Origin of the sequence: Nostoc sp. (assembly GCF_036919895.1) — a bacterium.
GTDB lineage: Bacteria > Cyanobacteriota > Cyanobacteriia > Cyanobacteriales > Nostocaceae > Nostoc.
In genome coordinates this window covers 1-19,590 of the sequence record NZ_JBALBW010000031.1, presented here as the reverse complement: position 1 = coordinate 19,590, position 19,590 = coordinate 1, and the positions used below count along the sequence as shown (strand labels likewise).

The window sequence follows — 19,590 nt, the reverse complement described above, 5'->3', positions numbered from 1 at the left end:
AAGTAAAAATGCTGAGTAAAGTAGAAAATACTCAGAACAGGCTAAACGCCCCGCTATCGCTAACAGTACTTACTATTGTTTTTGACTAGAGATTTGAATGACAAACTCTGTACCTTGTCCAACTTCTGAGGTGCAGGAGAGTAAACCGCCATGTCCTTCTACTACAATTTGCCGAGCGATCGCTAATCCCAATCCAGTGCCTTTTCCTACAGGCTTGGTGGTGAACAAATGATCGAATACTCGTTCCTTAACCTGCGGTGACATTCCCACACCGTTATCAGCAATCTTAATCAAAATGTGCTGACCTGAGTTTGCTACAAGGGTTTGAATGGTGATGCAATTGGGGTTAGCTAGAATGGCTTCCAAAGTCCGTTCTGTATTGTATTGTTCAAGTGCATCAATGGCATTTGCTAACAAGTTCATAAACACCTGATTAAGTTGTCCAGCAAAGCATTCCACTAGGGGTAGTTTGCCATAATTCTTCACTACATCAATTGCTGGACGGTTTTCATTAGCTTTTAAACGGTGTCTGAGAATCAAAATAGTGCTGTCAATACCTTCGTGAATATCAAAGGGAACTTTATAATCTTTATCTGCTCTGGAGAAGGTTCGCAAACTGGTACTAATGCTGCGGATACGGCTAACACCCAATTTCATTGAGTCTAGCAGTTTAGGTAAATCTTCGCGTAAATAATTCAGGTCGATGGCATCAATTTCATCTTGAATATCTGAGCCAGGATTAGGAAACTTCTCTTGATAAAGATTAATTAGTGCAAACAAGTCTTTGACATAATCTTTAGCTGGTTCTAAGTTACCAGCAATAAAGCCGATAGGATTGTTAATTTCATGGGCAACACCTGCCACCAAATTACCAAGAGCAGACATTTTTTCACCTTGCACCAATTGCAATTGCATCGTTTGGAGTTCTTGCAAAGCTTGTTCTAATTGTTGCTTTTGCTGTTGCAGCAATTGTTGTGCTTGTTGAGGTACAGTGATGTCTTCACATGTGCCAAGGATGCCAAAAACGTTTCCTTCTCTGTCTTTTAGAGGAATTTTATTTGTATTCGACCAGATTTGTTTTCCGTCTGCTTGCTGCAATGTTTCGATAATGTTGAGTTCAGCTTGTCCAGACTCCACGATCTGGCGATCGCACTCTACATACCAATCTGATTCCTCACGAGTCCAAGATAGATCGTAGTCTGTTTTACCAATAACATTTTCTGGGAATTCTACACCTGAAGCTTGAGCAAAGCTATGGTTACAGCCTAAATAAACACTATTGCGGTCTTTCCAGAAAACAGACTGAGGGATATTGTCGATAATTAACCGCAAAAATTGTTCCGTCTTTCCTAAGTTTTCTAGAGTATTTTGTGCTTGCTGATAAAGTCGGGCATTTTCCAGAGAAATTGCAGCTTGAGTGCATAACAAATTGAGAATTTCGATGCGATCGCTACTAAACGCCCCAGCAACCAGATTGTTTTCTAAATACAAAATTCCTAACAATTTACCTTGATGCAGAATCGGCGTACACAGCAAGCTTTTGGGTTGCTGACTAATGATGTAGGGATCGGCGATCAGCATTGGATGGAATGTTGTATCAAGGATGACAGTAGGTTGCAGGGTGCGTTTAACGGCGTAAATTAGGCTATGGGGAACGTCTGCACTATCTTCCACAAAAATGGACTGTAACACCGTTGATTGTTGCCCAATTTGAGCAGTCGCCTCAACTACCAATCTACCTTCTTTGAGCAGTAGTAACGCACACTTATCGGCTCCAGCATTTTCAATCACCACTTGCAGCAGCTTTGTAAGTAATTTATCCAGTTCAATTTCACTCGATAGAGTCTGAGATGCTTTTAAAACTGTTGCCAAATCTAGCATTACTGACGTATTGCTGCTAGATGTTACTGATTGATTAATGCTTGGGTGAAAGGTAGCAATGCTGTCAATATTTGCGAACGTTTCATCGGGCGTGAGTAGCAATCGCCTCTGTTGTAAAATAGGCGCTAGAAGCCTTGGATAACGTTGTTCTAAATCATCAACTTTGGTTTTAGCACCCCAGCAAGTGTAACTATAGTAAGCATTAATCAAATACTCTTGGGCAATGCGTTCTTTGCCCCATTCTAAATAAAACTTGGCTGTGAGTTCATTAGCAAGAGCTTCTTCGTTGAGGTATTCGTTTTCTTTGGCTTTAGCAATGGCGCAATCGTAATACTCAATTGCCTCGGCTTTTGCCCCCAAAACTCGACATTTTTCTGCGATCACTAAAGCATGGCGGTGAGCCTGATTACTTGGTGCATGAGCCGCCCAAGTGCTGAGTTTTTCTTGATGACCCCTCACCCGTTCTATAATGCTGATTTTGTCTGTCTTACTGGCAGTTGGGTAAACCGCTAATCGAACTAGTGCATCGTAGAAGTAAAACAGAGGAAGCATCACTAATCCTGTGACTGCACCCAAATACGGTTCTGCAAGTTTGGCGTTTTCTAACGCTTGTTCATAGTCTTGGAAAAGATAGGAAAGAAAAAGTTTATTGAAATAAACCTGATATAGTCCTGCTCCTTGATTCGTTTTGAGGTAAAGCGGAATTATTTCATCCTCATGGCAGTATTCGCCAAGTAACCGCTCAGGTTCCGGCACAACCTCCAACAAATTGACTAGAATCTGATGATAAATACTTTGTGTGTGCAGACAGGTATTCTGACGCAATTGCTGAATGACCTTACGATGCACTTCTATCGTTTGTCTTAAGGCAGATAGTTCCTGACCACTCCAGTAAGCTGTGTAGCAATAGCACATCAGGCTGAGAGCGACATACTCGATATCACCGCTTTCTAGCCCACTGGCGTAGGCTTGCAAATATCCTTCCAAGGTATATTTTGCAGGTTCTTGCCAATGTCTAAGGAAGCAGTTAAAGGCAAAAATGGTTTTAGCAGTTAGCTTGGGGGCATAGATGCGTTGCATAAGATTCATCCCCAGTTGTCCAAACCGATAGCCTGCGTCAATATCTCCCAATATGGCAACCAAGGTCAACCCACACATTACATAGCCATGAGTCGATTCTGGAGCATTGCCGTATTCTACTGATAAATCGAATTCGGCAAAGATCACCAGGGGCAAAAGCTCAGGAGCAGCTTGATAGGCAGCAGAAATAATGCTGGATAAAATCACCATTGCCGCTTTTTTATCCGGTGCGGCCATCTGGGGTAATTCCAACAAAGATTCGATTGACCTGCCACTGAGCAAGGTTTGGGTGTGCTTCAGTGCCTGTTCGATATCTGCTGGGGTGGGTTGTTCCGGCAAATGCACCCCCAGATGCTTTAGGATTTTTCGTGCTAATTGCAAGGCTTCTAGCTGCTGATGTTGTGCCATGCAAGCCTGAATTTTAATACTGTAGATATTTACCCGATCCAGCCAGGATTGGGCATGATTCAGCACTATCTCAGCTAACTGTTCCATCTGTTCAAAATCGGTGCAGAGGTAAGCTGATTCTGTTGCTCCTTCATACAAGATGAGGGCGAGATTGTATTGGTTGTGCCAGCAATTACTCGTTAGTATGGCAATACCTGTGTTGAAATAGTTTAAAGCTGCTGCATAAGCTGTTGCACCCTTGGCTTTATGTCCAGCTGCCAAGTTTAACTGCGCGAGTTCCTGTTGCTCTTGTTCATCGCAAATTAAAGCGACCCCTTGATTGAGTTGGTTGACGATCGCAAAAATTTTCTCATCTCGTTCATTTGCAGTCGTCGTTTGTTGCAGCAAACGTCCAATGTGCAGGTGAGTAACTTGCTTTTGATTGTCAGGAATTAGTGAATAGGCAGCTTGCTGAATGCGATCGTGGAGAAATTTGTAAATTGTCATTTGTCCTTTGTCATTCGTCCTTTGCAAATCACTAACGACTAATGACGAATCCTGATAAAACTTATAGACTTCATTAGTAGGAATAATCAAACCATCTTGGACAGCTTTCCAAAAATCTGCGGCTGTTTCCATCTGGGATTTTTCATGGACGATCGCTAACGTAGCTAAATCAAATTGATGTCCGATACAAGCCGCTAATTTCAAAACTTTTTGAGTTTCTGGTGACAACTTTTCAAGCTGAATTGCCATAAATTTTACTACATCATCGGTAAGAGCGAGCGATCGCACTTGAGCAATATCACATTCCCAATAACCACCGTCAAAATTAAATGTAATTAGTTGGTCTTGATGTAACGCTTTCAGAAACTGGGTGCTGAAGAAAGGATTACCTTTAGTTTTGCTCAATACCAACTCTGTTAACGGTGTGGCTAAGGCTAGGGAGCAACTCAATGTATCTGCAATCAAATGATTAACTGATGTTTGAGTGAGGGGGGTTAAGGTAATCGTATTGACTGTAGCGCCCAACTTCCCAATCTCCTCCAAAGTCAGCATTAGGGGATGTACTGGGTTGACTTCATTATCTCGATAAGCACCAATTAATAGTAGATAGCCAATGTCAGCTTCGCTCATTAACAAGTGGATTAACTTTAAAGAAGCAGAATCTGCCCATTGCAGATCGTCAATAAAAATTGCTAATGGATGTTCTAGTGCAGCGAAGACTTGAGTGAATTTCAAAAACAGCGAATTGAAGCGATTTTGTGCCGCACTCCCAGATAGTTCCGGCGCAGGTAGCTGTTTACCAATCATACTTTCCAGTTCTGGAATCACCTCAATCATCACTTGTCCGTTCTCACCCAAAGCAGAGAGAATTTTGGACTTCCACTGCTCGAATTGAGTGTCAGCTTCACTCAGCAGTTGCCCGATTAAGCCTCGAAAAGCTTGCACAAAAGCAGAGAAAGGAATGTTGCGCCCGAATTGGTCAAATTTACCTTTAATGAAATAACCCCGTTGTCGCACAATTGGCTTGTGGACTTCGTTCACTACAGCAGTTTTGCCAATGCCAGAAAAGCCTGCTACTAACATAATTTCAGTGCTTCCCTGACTGACTCTCTCAAAGACATCCAATAAACTTTCAACTTCGTCTTGGCGACCGTAAAGCTTTTCTGGGATGATGAAGCGATCGCAAATATCCCGCTCCCCTAATTCAAAGGATTTAATCTCTCCAGTATCTTGCAACTGAGACAAACATTTTTCTAAATCAAATTTCAGCCCTAATGCACTCTGATAGCGATCTTCAGCATTTTTCGCCATCAATTTCATCACAATGTCACAAAGAACTTGGGGAATTTCTTCTTCCCCCCTGCCTCCTAATTCTTCTGGAAGCTTGGCAATATGACAGTGAACCAACTCCATCGGATCGTTAGACTCAAAGGGTAAGTGTCCAGCCAGCAATTCATAGAAGGTAACGCCGAGAGAATAGTAATCACTGCGATAGTCAATTCCGCGATTCATCCGCCCGGTTTGTTCCGGGGAAAGGTAGGCGAGAGTCCCTTCTAAGACATTAGGACTGTGAACTTCTTGGGTTTCTTTAGGTAAAAGAGAGGCAATGCTAAAATCAATCAATTTGACTTGCTGAGTTTCCGGGTTAATTAGGATGTTGGCAGGTTTAATATCTTTGTGGATAACCCGATGGCGATAGAGTCCGTCAAGAATATCGCTCAGAGCGATCGCAATTTCCAAAAACTCTGTCAAACTATATTGCTTATCCCCCGTTTTTCCGTTCATCCAATCTCTGAGGGAAATACCGCCAAAATCCTCCATCACCAAAGCATAGCTGTTGCGGTAAGGTTCCAGGCTGTAGGGACGAACAATGCCAGGTAGGTCAATATTTTTAGCGATCGTGTACTGATTGCGAAATAGCAGCAGTTCGTTGAAGTTGGGATACTCCTGCTGGAGCAGTTTAATTACGACTGGAGTTAGATCGGTTTCTCGAATTGCACGGTAAACTAAGGTTCTAGAACCTGCATAAAGTTGTTCGCTAATTCGATAATTCAAAAGCTTGTCCATCGGCTCAACTGCTCTAGTCATACTTCATCAACTCTTGTTAAATCAGCTATTTAGTTAAAGTAGTTTGCCCAAAAATCAGCTTTTGCTAACGCAATTAGGTTTTGTAACGGAGATTTAACCCCTAAACTTTGTTAAATAACTACAATACAAATTGAGCTAAGATACCCGATGACTCTCCAAGAACTAGAAAATCAAATCCTGGCACTACTTCCAACAGAAAAAGCGGCAATTATCCAAAGCCTAACTCAAACCATCAACATCGGGGCAGAAGGTATCACTACAACACCCGGTATTTGTGGTGGAAAAGCTTATATAGCTGGAACTAGTATTGCAACTTGGCTATTAGTTGAAGCACGTCGCCTAGGAATTACTGAAGTCCAAATTTTGCAAGATTATCCTCATATTGGCGCGGCTGATTTAGTTAATGCTTGGATACATGGAGATGCTTATCCTGAAGAAATTGAAGCTGCGATTCGTGCTAATGAAGTTGCTTAAATCATGGCGCGTTTAGGGACTTCTAAGAAATAAATTATTTAAATAAACGAACCACAGAGGCGCAGAGAACACAGAGAGAGGAGAAATGAGAGGGATTTTGTGTCTGTTTTGGGATATTTTTTATTTGGAAGTACTTTATATGCTGATGAGATGTTCCTACGAAAAGTTAGTGAACTGTTAAGAATAATGGGACATGATGTTTTAAAGGTAATTTGATTCGCGTTGTCCGCCCTACCAGTTAAAAATAATTGGGGCTTGTCTTCAATTTGTTTTGACCTTATCAAGCAAAACTCCCCCAATTTCCGGTAAAATCAAGTTCTGAGGACTGTGGATTTGGGAGAAATTTGGGGTGCCTACACTTGGCGTTAACATTGACCACATTGCCACCATCCGGCAAGCGCGGCGGACGGTGGAACCAGACCCCGTAGCGGCGGCGGTGCTGGCAGAATTAGCCGGTGCTGATGGAATTACGGTGCATCTGCGCGAAGATCGGCGGCATATCCAAGACAGGGATGTGCGGATATTGCGGCAAACAGTGCGATCGCATCTTAATTTAGAAATGGCCGCTACAGATGAAATGCTAGCGATCGCTCTCGATATCAAACCAGATTACGTTACCTTAGTCCCCGAAAAGCGCGAAGAAGTCACAACAGAAGGCGGACTAGATATTACCCTGCAAATTGCTAGAATAGGTGAAATAGTCGATAAATTGCAAAGCGCTAGCATTCCAGTTAGTTTATTTATCGATGCCGAGCCAGCACAAATTGAAGCATCTGTCAAGGTACAGGCACAGTTTATCGAATTGCACACCGGACAATATGCTGAAGCTAAAGATGAAACAAATCGCCATCGAGAATTAGCCATATTAGCTAAAGGTTGTGAACAAGCGATTCAAGCTGGATTGCGAGTTAACGCTGGTCATGGGCTAACCTACTGGAACGTCTATCCCGTAGCGGCGCTTCCAGGCATGGAAGAACTGAACATTGGTCATACCATCATCAGCCGGGCAGCATTAGTAGGTATAGAAAGGGCAGTCCGCGAGATGAAGCAAGCTATAAGAGGGAATGGGGCATAGGGAATTGGACATTGGGCATTGGGCATTGGGCATTGGGCATTAGGTTATTAGTTCTTCTTTGCAATTTCCTAGTCCCCAGTCCCCATTCCCGTATCTTAGAAAGAGGGTTGTCACTGCGAAATCTAGAAATTGGGATCAAATCTTCAGCAAAAACTTCTATGAGCGCAACACAATCTAACAACTTGCCACTTTGGGTACAGGATAGAGATAAAGTGATAGCAGAAAGCACTGATGTCGAGTGGCGCTATCAGACACCGCCTGATTATTCTCGTTCCAAAGAGAATCTCGCCCAAGAAAGTATCCACAATCACCTTGAAGGTACACTAGAAGCGATCGTGCAGAACTTGGTGCGAACCTTCGAGATGGAGGTATCTTTCAAAGCTAACCCGCAACAGTGGTTATCTATTGTCAATGAACAGTTTCGCGTGAGTACCAACGGGGGGGTAGAGTATACAGCAGCAGATGTATCAGCCCAAGGTACTTACAATTTATTTATGCCTGATTCAGAGCATTACAAAGCTTCAGAAGAAAGCTTTGAATCATCTGCAAAAGTCTTCCATACAACATTTCCTCAAGGATTTCCTTGGGAGGTGCTGGAAGTTTTCTCAGGGCCACCAAATGTCACATTCAAATGGCGGCATTGGGGACATTTTAACGGAGAATACAAAGGCCATGCACCGACTGGAGAGACAATAGAAATTATCGGCATGAGCATTGCAAAAGTTACCGATGACTTAAAGGTTATTTCCTTAGAACACTACTTCGACAATAATCTGTTCTTGGAAAAGCTAACATCTGGTGGCAAACAGACAAATGCCCAAAAACCGACAAGTGCTTGTCCGTTCAGTTCTTGGTTCAAGAAATCTCACAAGAGTTAGTTCGTAAGGGTACAGAATGTAGTACTGTGCCCTTACATGATTCACACAGCAACCAAAGGATGAAAATGCAAACATACTATTACGTTTTGGCAAGTCAACGCTTTCTTCTCCAAGAAGAACCCATACAGGAAGTTATCAAAGAACGGACTCGTCACTACCACGAACAAGAAAAACAACTAGATTTTTGGTTGGTTGAACAACCAGCTTTCTTGGAAGCACCCGAATTTGCACAGCTAAAAGCAAAGTGTCCCCAACCAGCAGTAGCAATTATTTCTACAAATCCCCAATTTATTACTTGGTTAAAACTGCGTTTAGAGTACGTCATCACTGGAGAATTCCAGGCTCCTTCTGAGACAATACCAGATGCTTTGGCATCGTTGGCTACCGTATCTTAGATAATTGGGCATTGGGCATGGGGCATTGGTTAATCATCAATAGATTCTTCTCCTCCAGTCCCCAATCCCTAATTTTATTTTTGAGTTACAAAATATATTTTGTAACACTCCTTGCATTCCCATACTGAAGTAGCTAGGTTTTCAGCTTTTTTCTTATAAAATCTTCTAGGACACCTTGATTTACATAATCTAACTTTTGTGCATAGATTTCAGATTTTACCAAGTGTTTTAGGATTAGCTATCGCAGGGTTGATTGGTGGCATGAGTTCTGTTTTTGCTCAACAAGCCATTCCTATTTGTCAACCACCGACTTCGGGTGAGTATCTTTTATTAGTAGTCAGTCCCACAGCAAACAATCAAAAGCAGTTGCGTAGTGCTTTACCGCCAGAACTGAAGACCATTACCTGCAAATATCTCAACGAAACTGTGACGCGAATCGGGGGTTTTAAAAAAATTGATGATGCCAATCGATGGGCAAGGTATGTAAGTAATATTGTTGGCTTGTCTGCCATCATCACCACTCGACCGACAACAGCAGATGTGCAGCCACAGCAACAGGCACAGCAACAGCCACAGCCACCTCAGCAGACAGTTTATAATCCTCAAGCATTAGGAGAGGGTTATGCAGTGTTGGTAGATTATTACAACCGTCCTGAACTAGTAAATAGCGTACAGCAAGCAGTAGGAGGTAACGTAGGTTTTGTTTCTTATGGACAACGCCCTTATTTGCTAGCAGTATATACAACCAACCAAAGTGAAGCATACAACACATTACAGAAGCTGAACAATGGCGGTTTTGTTGCCAGCATAGTAGATAGTCGTAAGGTGATTCTGCTGCGCTCAACTGTGCGCTTGTAGTGATATTAACTTTTCTGAAAGACTGATGCGATCTACCGAGTTGGTAATTTGTCAGTTGACAAATTACCAGTTACCAATTAAAAACAGTCGCTCAAACAAAGATTCATTGGCCTAGCTTAATAAGCATACCTAGCTAACCAATAGATAGTTATACCCAAAGCCGACCCAGCTATTACCTGAACTGGTGTATGTCCGAGTAATTCTTTCAGACGGTCTTGGCTAAAGTCTGGTTTTTCATGAAATAATTCATCAATCATTTGATTGAGGATGCGAGCTTGCTTACCAGCTGCTTGACGAACACCGGCTGCATCATACATAACGATGATGGCAAAAACTATCGCAACGGCAAAATCAGGAGATGCCCAACCCAATGTTTGCCCCACACCAGCTGCTAGAGCTGTAACTAAAGCTGAATGGGCACTGGGCATACCTCCGGTTGTCACCAAAACACGTACATTGAGTTTGCGATGTTTGACGATCTCGACTACGAGCTTTAATGCTTGAGCAATTAAACAAGCTACCAGAGCAACCAGCAGCACCCGGTTGTCTAAAATGTTGCCTATGTCCTGCATGGTATTTTGGTTAGGTTAGTAAATATTAGCAGCAGTTGTTGGTTGAGGAAACATTTAGATTCAACCCAAAGTCCAAAATTAACCTAGTACATCATGGCGAAAACAGACCAATTATTCAAAATCGCCTAAAAGCCGATCGAATAAGCTTTTTGAATTTTGAATTTTGAATTCTGCTGGGCGGTAGTAGTACAGCATCGTGTAAATAAACCACCCACTCCCAATGAATGAAACCCTTGCGGTATAAGAATTTATCATGCCACAAAGCGTTGCTAATTATTGCGGCTGGTAATAAAATGAGCGATCGCTTTGAGTTGCTTGGCTTTCTCCCCAAATGGTTCTAATTCCACACAAGCTGCTTCAACTAGCTCTTGGGCTTTTGAGCGCGATTCTTCAAGTCCCCAAAGGCTGGGATAGGTCACTTTCTGGGCTTTTTGGTCTTTACCAGCTGTTTTACCTAATTGCTCTTGGGTAGAAGTGATATCCAAAATATCATCTATGATTTGGAATGCTAGCCCAATATTTTGAGCATAACGGGTCAATCGCTGCACATCTTCAGGTGATGCCCCAGCGACGATCCCACCACAAACTACAGAAGCTTCCAAAAGGGCGGCCGTTTTGTGTTTATGAATAAAATTTAGCGTTTCTAGGGAAATATCGGATTTACCTTCCGACTCTAAATCGACAACTTGACCGCCAACCAAACCAGCTGCCCCCAGCGCCCTACCAAGACGGACAACTACCTGCAAGACTAGCTCTCTCTTAACGCTTTGGGGGGTTTCAAGGGCAACAAACTCAAAAGCGAGTGCCAACAAGCCGTCCCCAGCTAAGATCGCCACATCTTCGCCATAGACTTTATGATTGGTCAGCTTTCCCCGCCGATAATCGTCATTATCCATCGCCGGGAGATCGTCATGAATCAACGACATTGTGTGGATCATTTCCACTGCACAAGCTGTTGGCATTGCCATTTCAATAGTTCCACCGATCATTTCACAGGTAGCAAGACAAAGAATAGGACGTACACGCTTGCCTCCAGCTAATAATGAATAGCGCATCGACTCATAAATCTTTTCTGGATAAATGATGGGGATAGCCCGATCTAAAGCATTATCGCAAAGCTTTTGTCGCTCTTTTAGATAGACTGCTAAGTTAAACGTGGCTTCCTCTGGTGGTATCTTTTGAACGTTATCAGTTGCTACCATTCTTTAATTCCTGACATTTTGGGATTTTCGTCTCATACGTCACAATTTTAAGGTGCTGTGGCGCTGAAATAAATGAAGAATTAGGAGTTAGGAATTGAGAGTTGGCAGTTATGAGTTAGGAGTTAGGATTAATAACTCTTAACTTTTAACTCCTCACTCTCTTTTTTTTCTTGCCGCTCTGGAATAGCTATTAAATGTATTTTGCAACAATATGGCTACAGTCATAGGGCCAACACCGCCAGGGACGGGAGTGATAAATCCTGCTATAGCAGCTGTTGATTCAAAGTGGACATCGCCAATTAAGCGACTTTTGCCACTAGCATCAGTGACGCGATTCATTCCCACATCTACCACAACAGCACCTGGTTTTACCATATCAGCAGCGATCAATCCAGGACGACCGACTGCTGCAATTAGAATATCAGCATTTTGGGTGATGGCTTTCAGGTCATGCGATCGCGAGTGAGCGATCGTGACTGTGGCATCAGCTTCTAATAACATCAATGCCATAGGTTTACCCACCAAAATACTGCGTCCCACGACTACTGCCTGTTTTCCCTGCAAGGGAATCTCATAAGCTTCTAAAAGCCGCATTACACCAGCCGGAGTACAGCTGCGTAAACCAGTTTCTCCCCGGACTAATCGCCCCAAATTAACTGGGTGTAATCCATCAGCATCTTTATCCGGATCGATTTGATGTAGCAGAGTCACAGCATCCAAGTGGTTAGGTAAGGGTAGCTGCACCAAAATGCCATCCACCCGTTCATCTTGGTTTAGTGCAGCTATGACCTCTTCTAACTCTTCAAGGGTTGTTTGGGCCGGAAAATGCTTACCAAAAGAGGCGATGCCAACCTTAGCACAGGCTTTTTCTTTATTGCGGACATAAGCGGCTGACGCTGGGTTATCGCCAACCATCAACACTGCTAAACCTGGGGGTCGTCCAATTTTTGGTTGTAATTCTGTAATAGCAACAGAAAGTTCTTGCTGAATTTTTGCTGCTATTGCTTTACCATCAAGAAGTTTGGCAGTTTTTGTTTCCATAAAAATTCCTAACTAATCTATAATTCGCCTTTTGTCCGAAGTCTGGAGTAGAAATATTGGCTATTGACTTTTAGTTATTAGTGTGTATCTGTTTGATGTCGTAGCGTTTCTCTCAGAGTAAAACCATAATGCTTATTTTCTCAGATTGACAGCTTTATCTGAAGAATAAAGAATTGCAGGATGAAATTCAGAACATTTTTTGCTCAGTTGAGAGTGTGTTTCTGAAACCGCAGAGAATATTATAGATGGGAACTGACCTGATGAAACTGGCGACAAACCAAGCAGTGAAGCAAAAATTTGCTCAATCGATGGCTTTCATGCAACAAACAAAAAATTTGTCCCTTTCGTTCTTGTGCGGACACAGTATTGTTCCCTACCGCCTGGGGTTGATTTTTTTATTGGTGGTGGGACTTTCTAGTTGTGGTAGTTTAACCTCACCTGGGTTAAATGGGACTAATTTTAAAATTGGTACCAATGTCACCCCAATTCGAGAAATTAAACCAGAACAAGACAATCAGGCTACAGTTTACATTCAAGGTCAGGTGGAAAAGCAAGCTCCTTTAATGAAGCAATGGGCTTATCAAATTAATGACTCCACTGGCAAAATTTGGGTTGTCACCAATCAAAAGAATCTGGGTAAGGGAGCGCAAGTGGTAATTAAGGGTAAAGTTCGCTACCGAAGTATCCCTTTAGGTGGTAAAGAATTGGGGGAAGTTTATCTAGAAGAAGAATAATCAGCAATTAAAAATTAATATATGAACAATCAACCGGTGCATGTAGCGATCGCAATTCTCTATCAAAAAAACAAGTTTCTCATGCAACTACGCGACAACATCCCCGGTATTCTCTACCCTGGTTATTGGGCGCTATTTGGCGGTCATATCGAACCTGGTGAAACGCCAGATATAGCAGTGAAGCGAGAAATTTTAGAAGAAATCGGCTACAACCTACCACCCTTTGTTGAATTTGGCTGTTATCCCGATGAAAGAGTTGTCCGTCATGTCTTTCATGCACCACTCTTGGTGGAATTAAATCAACTGGTTTTGAATGAAGGCTGGGATATGGGATTATTGACCCCAGAAGATATCCACCAAGGTAACTGTTATTCGCAAAACGCTGGCGAAGTCCGACCTTTGGGAAATATGCATCGGAGAATTATGTTGGATTTTATGGGGATAAATTCTTAATGGGGATTGGGGATTGGGGATTGGGCATTTGGTTATTAATTTAGTTATTCTTTATCTCCCTGCCCCCTGCTTCCCCTGCCCCCTGCTCCCCTGCTCCCCTGCTCCCCTGCCCCCCTGCTCCCCTGCTCCCCAATCCTAGAAGCCAAAATAAAGTTATAACTCTTGTGGAGTAATCACATAATGCAATCAGCAAACAAACTACCGCGATGGTTAACTATCGGATTGGCATTTCCTATTGCTATTCTCAACGGTTGGCTATTGATCCAGGTTGTACAGTATTTTCAACCCTTAGTCAGCATTATTGCCGCCGCCATCCTACTGGCTTTTGTCTTGAACTATCCGATCCAGTTTCTGCAAGAACAAGGGGTAAAACGTAATTTAGCGATCGCAGGAGTGTTGCTTCTAACTCTAGTGATTTTAGTTGCTTTAGGCATCACCTTGGTTCCTCTGATTATTCAGCAACTCAACGAGCTAGCCAATATTTTGCCCAGTTGGATTGATTCTGGGACTCAGCAACTGCAAGCTTTCCAGGATTGGGCGTTAAGTCAACAACAACTTCCCATTAATTTAAGTGGTTTATTCACCCAAGTTCTCGATCGATTATCTAACCAACTTCAGTCTTTTACTGGTAGAATCCTTGGTTTTGCCGTCGATACTATTGGTATTGTTCTCAACGTGTTACTGGCGGTAGTGCTGACTGTCTATCTAATATTAAACGGCGAGCGTCTTTGGGACGGAATATTTCAGTGGTTTCCCCATAACATTGGGTTAAGATTGCGGGAATTACTGCGAGAAGATTTTCAGAATTACTTTATCGGTCAAGCAACATTGGGAGCCGTGTTAGGTGTGACAATTACACTGGCATTTGTGGCGCTGCGAGTTCCCCTGGCTTTGCTTTTTGGCCTCGGTATTGGTTTGTTTTCTCTCTTCCCCTTTGGTACAGGAGTAGGTATTGCCATAGTCAGTCTTTTGGTGGCGTTGCAAAACTTTTGGTTAGGAGTTGAAGTCTTAGGTGTAGCTGTTGCAATCGACCAAGTTAATTCTAATTTTGTTGCACCTCGAATTCTTGGCAACTTGACTGGTTTAAATCCTGTGTGGGTGGTAATTTCTTTGCTGTTAGGGGCAAAATTAGGAGGATTGCTGGGTTTGCTAATTGCAATCCCGATTGCCAGTTTTATCAAGGGGACAACAGATAGTTGGCGGGCTGGAGAGTTTAATAAGATAGATGATATTGTGTCAGAGCCTGTTACGATAACAACTGAAAAAGCAGGAACTTATAGTTAGAATGCAATCTGTAAGTGAAGGAAAACTGCTGATTGTTTTTCGGACTAATTTTTTCCCGCTCCTTTTTCTAAATAAATTCCGAATTTAGGTGAACTGGGATTGCGATCGCGAACTCAGTTCCTTGGCCAAAAACCGATATGCACTCCAACTGACCACCGTGTTTTTCCACAACAATTTGATAGCTGATAGATAGACCTAATCCAGTTCCTTTCCCAACGGGTTTAGTTGTGAAAAAAGGATCGAATAATCGCTTTTGCAAACTCTCTGGAATCCCAGGGCCATTATCGGAAATACGAATAATTACTTGATTGTCATTGCTTAATTGAGTCCGAATGCAAATTTCTCCTTTATCTATTAATAATGATTCTTCGAGAGCATCAATAGCATTTGCCAAAATATTCATAAATACCTGATTAAGTAACCCGGCGTAGCATTCTACTTGGGGAAGTTCGCCATATTCTTTAATTATGTTGATGCTTTTACCGGTTTGGTGGTTTTGGAGACGACTTTGTAAAATTACTAGGGTGCTATCAATACCTTCATGGATATCAACTAATTTTTTCTTAGATTCATCCAGACGAGAAAAGTTTCGTAAGGAAAGAATAATTTGCTCGATTCGCTTAGTCCCAACCTCCATAGAAGTGAGAAGACGGGGGAGATCGGTAGTTAAAAAATCTAGTTCAATTTGTGCGATCGCAGTTTTAATTTCCGTTTCTGGTTCAGGATAACATTGTTGGTATAATTTAATGAGATTGAGTATATTTTGACTATATTCGATGGCGTGGACAAGGTTCCCAGCAATAAAGTTGACAGGGTTGTTGATTTCGTGGGCAATACCAGCAACGAGTTGTCCTAATGCAGCCATCTTTTCATTTTGAATTAATCGCGTATAGTTTTGCTGAAGATCGCAAAAGCCTGCTTTGGCAATTCTAGATTGTTCTTCTACCTGCTGTAGATGAACGAGTGTTAATACATGAATTTGGGAGTAGGCTAAGAGTAATTGATGAAAATCAACCACCTTATATTTTCCAGACGTAGTTTTAACTAAAATCGGCTCATAGGTGATTTTGGGTGGTTGTTGTAAAGTTGCCTGAGTAGCATTGACAATGAGCGTATCTTCAGAAAAGACTAATATCTCTGTCTGGAAAAACTTGTGAAGAATTCTAATCGGTTTTATGGAAAATAGTGCCAAACTGTAGGGATAGCTCATCTGCTCAAAAAATTTCCGCCGAGAAATCATCCCTACATATTGTTGATTATTATTGAGGATAATTCCTGGTAATAAAGGCTCTTGCTTAAAGAGGATAGCTAAATCATTGCCGGGACGCTCTACTTCGATGTGAACTTGCCAAGAGGGTAATTCCTGCAAAGTTGATTCTAATTGCAAGTTCGGTTCATCAGCTTTTGTTGTACCACCAATAATGGGCATAGTCTCATGTCTTGACTGCCGAAGTAATATTTCTGGTAACATTATGAATACCCGTCTCTATAATTTCAAAGTTCATCAATCGTTACAAACTTATCTTTCCCAAATTGCTGTCCAAAGTTCACAGTGTAGATGTGGGAATATAGAGTACTTCGGCAAATCCAATATTTTGATGACTGCGTAGATGTTTAACTATTTGTGAATTTGGCAACTTAGAAATTCAATCTAGCCATTTATCTATTAAATAAGAATAATTTAGGACTTACGCACTGTACAAACGAATTCTTTTGTGCGTTGACGTAAATGGGTCGTTCCAGCCTTGGCCATTTTGGCTTTTCTGTCAATACGTAAGTCCTAATTTTATGAATGCACTAAATGTAATACATGAGTTCTTTCTGCTTTCGGATCGATCTTCGTTCACAAAGCTCTTGGAGTGTATATTTTTCCAAAACGGAGTTAGCAGCCTGACGTGCTTCCTGCCAGACTTCCTGAATTAGCTCACCTTCTACCGTGTTGGGAGTCGGCTCACCATCGGATACAACAATATCTGACCCTTCCATACAGCTAAAAGCATCCAACACTGTAATCTTTCCAGGGTCTCGGGCTAGAACATAGCCACCTTTGGCTCCGCGTATACTGTTAATTAAGCCTCCACGCCTTAATGTTGCCAGGAGTTGTTCTAAATAGCGGTTTGGTATGTCTTGTAAGACCGCTATTTCTCGAATTTGTAGGGCTTCACCGTTAGGGTAGCAGGCTGCTAACTCTAACAGGGCTAGAAGTGCGTATTCTGATTTGTTAGAGATTACCACAGGCGTAACATTTTAAACTCACACTTAAATATACAAAGTCCTTGAGTTGCTTTTCCTAAGCTATTGTTAAGAAAAACTTTACAATCAACTTATTATTGACCGGCTAACTCTAGTTTAAAGACCTTCAAGCATAGAAGCAATTATATTTTATTTTTAATTTCATAAATAAAAGTGGTTATTGTACAGTCTTTTGAAGGTTGAATTGACTCAAAGGATTACTCTGTCTTGGTTTCAATCCATTAGAAAGCAACAAAAATCAATAGCAAACCAATCAGAGATAAAAGCAGTATTAATTAGTGCAAACTGTTACACATACAAATTTGTCGAAAATGGCAGAATGACTGTAAAGGTAGTTCCTGTACCGATCGCACTTTCGACAATAATCTCGCCGCTATGTAAATCTACAGCCTGCTTGACGATGGACATCCCTAGTCCCATTCCTGGGATATTGTCTGTATTACTGGCACGATAGAAGGGTTCAAAGATGTGTTCAATATCAGAAGCAGGAATGCCAACACCAGAATCTTGAGTTTGGAATATAGCTCGATCGTTGGCAGTGGTGACAGAAAACTTAACTGTGCTACCAATGGGAGAGTATTTTAGACAATTCGACAATAAATTACTTAAGATTTGCCGTAGTAGTTTTGCGTCTAAGTTAGCTGGGGTGCATTGGCACTCACTGCTAAAAACGATCGCATGTTGGGAGCGATCGCTCTGTTTTAACTCTTCTAATAAATCGCGGCAAAATTCCAGCAAATTTAGAGGTGTGGGATTAAACTCTAACTTGCCTGTTTCATCTTGATTCAACACTGATACATCATTCAGCAACTCGGTTATATGCATAACAGATGTTTGAATGCGACGCAGGTGAATCTGTTGTCGCTCGTCGCTCCAGAGATGGCGATAATGTTCTAGTAGTTCGGCAGAAGAGTGGATGGTAGCCAAAGGGTTGCGAAACTCATGGGAGGTGGTAGTGAGCAAGCGGGATTTAAGTTCACTAAACTCTCTTTCTTTGGCAAGCGCTTGTCGCATCGCCTCTTCTGCCCATTCCAGCTTGGCTTGGGTGCGCTTGCTTTCGCTAATATCCCGCAATAGCCACCGCAGACCGACTAAGTTACCTTGTTGATTACGGATAGCAGCTACCTTTACTGCAACACTAATAATGGATGTTTTGTCACGCGGTCGCAGGTTTACTTCCCACTCTTGCATTTTCCAGTTTGGAATTGCGGCGCGATCGCGCAGGTGATTCAGTTTTAAATGAAAAGCAATCAGTTCTTTCTCAAGCACAAAATTTGCAAGAGGTTTGTTTAACAGGAAATTCTTTGAGGTGTTCAACAGAGTATTTGCAGCAGAGTTAGCCTCTTGAATTACTCCTTTTGGATCGGTTACTAAATAGGCATCTGGTACTTCCTCAAATAGTTCCTGGTAGCGTTGACCTTGTGCTATTAATGACTGTTGAGCGCTGGATAATTCTTCATTCTGTTGCTGTAAGTCTTCATTAGCTATTTGCATTTTTTCCAAAGCTAGGTAGAATTCGTTGAAAACATCTGTGACGAGTTCAATATCTTCCTGTGCTTTTTGCTGTTCACTCTGGCGTTGCAAAAGGGCGACGCGCTGACGCATAAGCTGAATCTGTAAGGCTAAATCGTCCAAATTCACGCTCTTACTCCTAATTTGGATCTCTAAGCTTGGGTTTTATTTGAGATTCTCTACTTGGACGATCTTAGCTTTTGCTGTTCAACAGTTATTTGGAAGTCCCTGAATGTTTTTGTCTGGCAATGTCACTAAATTTGGTTCTTAAATCTGCCCATTTGATACCTGCTAGGCTGGGTAATACAACATGAGCGGCTCCAACTCGTTCAACGGGGCCGAGTCCTACTGCCCACATTCCAGCAGCTAGAGCCGCCTCAACGCCTGCTGTGGCATCTTCTACAACTACAGATTGCGTTGGTTCGATTCCTAGCTGTTTGGCTGCGTACAAAAATAGTTCGGGTGCTGGTTTGGGTTGCTGTACGCTGTAACCGTCCGCGATCGCATCTACTTTATCAGCAATGCCCAATCGCTCAATTACTGTCTGGGCATTTTTACTAGCTGAACCAATGCCGATTTTAATCCCAGCTTGTCGCAGTTCATCCAAAAGAGCGATCGCACCTGGTAACAAATCCTTGGATGTCATATTTTGAATCAATTCCACATAGTATTGATTTTTGCGCTCCATCATCTCTAGGATTTGAGCTTCTGTATATGGTCTATCCCCAAGAATCAGCATGAGGGAAGCACGACGAGATACACCCCGCAGCGCTTCGTTGTCTTGCCGATTAAATGGTATTCCCTCTTCATCTGCTAACTTCTTCCAAGCTAGATAATGAAGTTCTGCTGTATCTGTTAGCACACCATCTAAATCGAAGATGAATCCTTGGATGTTGGATGTTGGGGGATTGGGGAC

16 protein-coding genes are annotated in these 19,590 nt (G+C 42.2%); 8 read left to right on the top strand and 8 right to left on the bottom strand.

The features are described 5' to 3' along the window. Positions 1–72 precede the first annotated feature (72 nt). Entirely contained in the window at positions 73–5,943 is a 5,871-nt protein-coding gene (locus V7K55_RS05560) for a trifunctional serine/threonine-protein kinase/ATP-binding protein/sensor histidine kinase (protein ID WP_334829020.1), read from the bottom strand. A 147-nt stretch (positions 5,944–6,090) separates the two neighbouring features. Between V7K55_RS05560 and V7K55_RS05555 the strand changes: the two genes are divergently transcribed. From V7K55_RS05555 to V7K55_RS05535, 5 genes are all read left to right on the top strand, one after another. Further along, positions 6,091–6,417 (top strand): DUF433 domain-containing protein, encoded by a 327-nt coding sequence (locus V7K55_RS05555; RefSeq protein ID WP_334829018.1) that lies wholly within the window; start codon positions 6,091–6,093, stop codon positions 6,415–6,417. 349 nt (positions 6,418–6,766) lie between these two features. Continuing rightward, entirely contained in the window at positions 6,767–7,492 is a 726-nt protein-coding gene (locus V7K55_RS05550) for a pyridoxine 5'-phosphate synthase (protein WP_334829016.1), read from the top strand. A 158-nt stretch (positions 7,493–7,650) separates the two neighbouring features. Then, entirely contained in the window at positions 7,651–8,370 is a 720-nt protein-coding gene (locus V7K55_RS05545) for a SnoaL-like polyketide cyclase (RefSeq protein ID WP_334829014.1), read from the top strand. A gap of 65 nt (positions 8,371–8,435) precedes the next feature. After that, positions 8,436–8,765: an MgPME-cyclase complex family protein gene (locus V7K55_RS05540; RefSeq protein ID WP_334829012.1), complete on the top strand. Its 330-nt coding sequence runs from the start codon at positions 8,436–8,438 to the stop codon at positions 8,763–8,765. 198 nt (positions 8,766–8,963) lie between these two features. Then, positions 8,964–9,623, top strand: a complete 660-nt coding sequence (locus V7K55_RS05535; RefSeq protein WP_334829010.1) for a hypothetical protein — start codon at positions 8,964–8,966, stop codon at positions 9,621–9,623. 116 nt (positions 9,624–9,739) lie between these two features. On the opposite strand, the gene V7K55_RS05530 is transcribed toward V7K55_RS05535, so the two are convergent. From V7K55_RS05530 to folD, 3 genes are all read right to left on the bottom strand, one after another. Beyond that, on the bottom strand, positions 9,740–10,195 hold the full coding sequence (locus tag V7K55_RS05530) for a divergent PAP2 family protein (protein ID WP_334829007.1): 456 nt from the start codon (positions 10,193–10,195) through the stop codon (positions 9,740–9,742). Between the two features lie 269 nt (positions 10,196–10,464). After that, positions 10,465–11,397: a geranylgeranyl diphosphate synthase CrtE gene (gene crtE, locus V7K55_RS05525; protein WP_334829006.1), complete on the bottom strand. Its 933-nt coding sequence runs from the start codon at positions 11,395–11,397 to the stop codon at positions 10,465–10,467. 153 nt (positions 11,398–11,550) lie between these two features. Then, on the bottom strand, positions 11,551–12,438 hold the full coding sequence (folD, locus tag V7K55_RS05520; protein ID WP_334829004.1) for a bifunctional methylenetetrahydrofolate dehydrogenase/methenyltetrahydrofolate cyclohydrolase FolD: 888 nt from the start codon (positions 12,436–12,438) through the stop codon (positions 11,551–11,553). A 245-nt stretch (positions 12,439–12,683) separates the two neighbouring features. Here folD and V7K55_RS05515 point away from each other — a divergent pair, with 245 nt between their 5' ends. From V7K55_RS05515 to V7K55_RS05505, 3 genes are all read left to right on the top strand, one after another. Next, the gene (locus V7K55_RS05515) at positions 12,684–13,172 is read left to right on the top strand and encodes a hypothetical protein (protein WP_334829002.1); all 489 of its coding nucleotides are present in this window, start codon (positions 12,684–12,686) and stop codon (positions 13,170–13,172) included. A gap of 21 nt (positions 13,173–13,193) precedes the next feature. Continuing rightward, positions 13,194–13,625 carry an NUDIX hydrolase gene (locus V7K55_RS05510; protein ID WP_334829000.1) on the top strand — a complete coding sequence of 144 codons (432 nt, stop codon included), beginning with the start codon at positions 13,194–13,196 and terminating at the stop codon, positions 13,623–13,625. Between the two features lie 180 nt (positions 13,626–13,805). Next, entirely contained in the window at positions 13,806–14,909 is a 1,104-nt protein-coding gene (locus tag V7K55_RS05505; protein WP_334828998.1) for an AI-2E family transporter, read from the top strand. Between the two features lie 67 nt (positions 14,910–14,976). Here the strand turns inward: V7K55_RS05505 and V7K55_RS05500 are convergent, their stop codons facing one another. The 4 genes from V7K55_RS05500 to pgmB form a co-directional block, all read right to left on the bottom strand. Then, positions 14,977–16,338 carry an ATP-binding protein gene (locus V7K55_RS05500; protein ID WP_334828996.1) on the bottom strand — a complete coding sequence of 454 codons (1,362 nt, stop codon included), beginning with the start codon at positions 16,336–16,338 and terminating at the stop codon, positions 14,977–14,979. 368 nt (positions 16,339–16,706) lie between these two features. Then, positions 16,707–17,144, bottom strand: a complete 438-nt coding sequence (locus V7K55_RS05495; RefSeq protein ID WP_334828994.1) for an RrF2 family transcriptional regulator — start codon at positions 17,142–17,144, stop codon at positions 16,707–16,709. A 306-nt stretch (positions 17,145–17,450) separates the two neighbouring features. Beyond that, the gene (locus V7K55_RS05490; RefSeq protein ID WP_334828990.1) at positions 17,451–18,803 is read right to left on the bottom strand and encodes a PAS domain-containing sensor histidine kinase; all 1,353 of its coding nucleotides are present in this window, start codon (positions 18,801–18,803) and stop codon (positions 17,451–17,453) included. Positions 18,804–18,888: 85 nt separating this feature from the next. Further along, positions 18,889–19,590 (bottom strand): beta-phosphoglucomutase (gene pgmB, locus V7K55_RS05485; protein ID WP_334828988.1); only part of this gene is annotated, 702 nt, incomplete at its 5' end.

Bases quoted from the DNA above. Each gene is read 5' to 3' on its own strand.
- V7K55_RS05560 (WP_334829020.1), bottom strand. From the start codon at position 5,943: ATGACTAGAGCAGTTGAGCCGATGGACAAGCTTTTGAATTATCGAATT.
- V7K55_RS05555 (WP_334829018.1), top strand. From the start codon at position 6,091: ATGACTCTCCAAGAACTAGAAAATCAAATCCTGGCACTACTTCCAACA.
- V7K55_RS05545 (WP_334829014.1), top strand. From the start codon at position 7,651: ATGAGCGCAACACAATCTAACAACTTGCCACTTTGGGTACAGGATAGA.
- V7K55_RS05540 (WP_334829012.1), top strand. From the start codon at position 8,436: ATGCAAACATACTATTACGTTTTGGCAAGTCAACGCTTTCTTCTCCAA.
- V7K55_RS05530 (WP_334829007.1), bottom strand. From the start codon at position 10,195: ATGCAGGACATAGGCAACATTTTAGACAACCGGGTGCTGCTGGTTGCT.
- crtE (WP_334829006.1), bottom strand. From the start codon at position 11,397: ATGGTAGCAACTGATAACGTTCAAAAGATACCACCAGAGGAAGCCACG.
- folD (WP_334829004.1), bottom strand. From the start codon at position 12,438: ATGGAAACAAAAACTGCCAAACTTCTTGATGGTAAAGCAATAGCAGCA.
- V7K55_RS05515 (WP_334829002.1), top strand. From the start codon at position 12,684: ATGGGAACTGACCTGATGAAACTGGCGACAAACCAAGCAGTGAAGCAA.
- V7K55_RS05510 (WP_334829000.1), top strand. From the start codon at position 13,194: ATGAACAATCAACCGGTGCATGTAGCGATCGCAATTCTCTATCAAAAA.
- V7K55_RS05505 (WP_334828998.1), top strand. From the start codon at position 13,806: ATGCAATCAGCAAACAAACTACCGCGATGGTTAACTATCGGATTGGCA.
- V7K55_RS05500 (WP_334828996.1), bottom strand. From the start codon at position 16,338: ATGCCCATTATTGGTGGTACAACAAAAGCTGATGAACCGAACTTGCAA.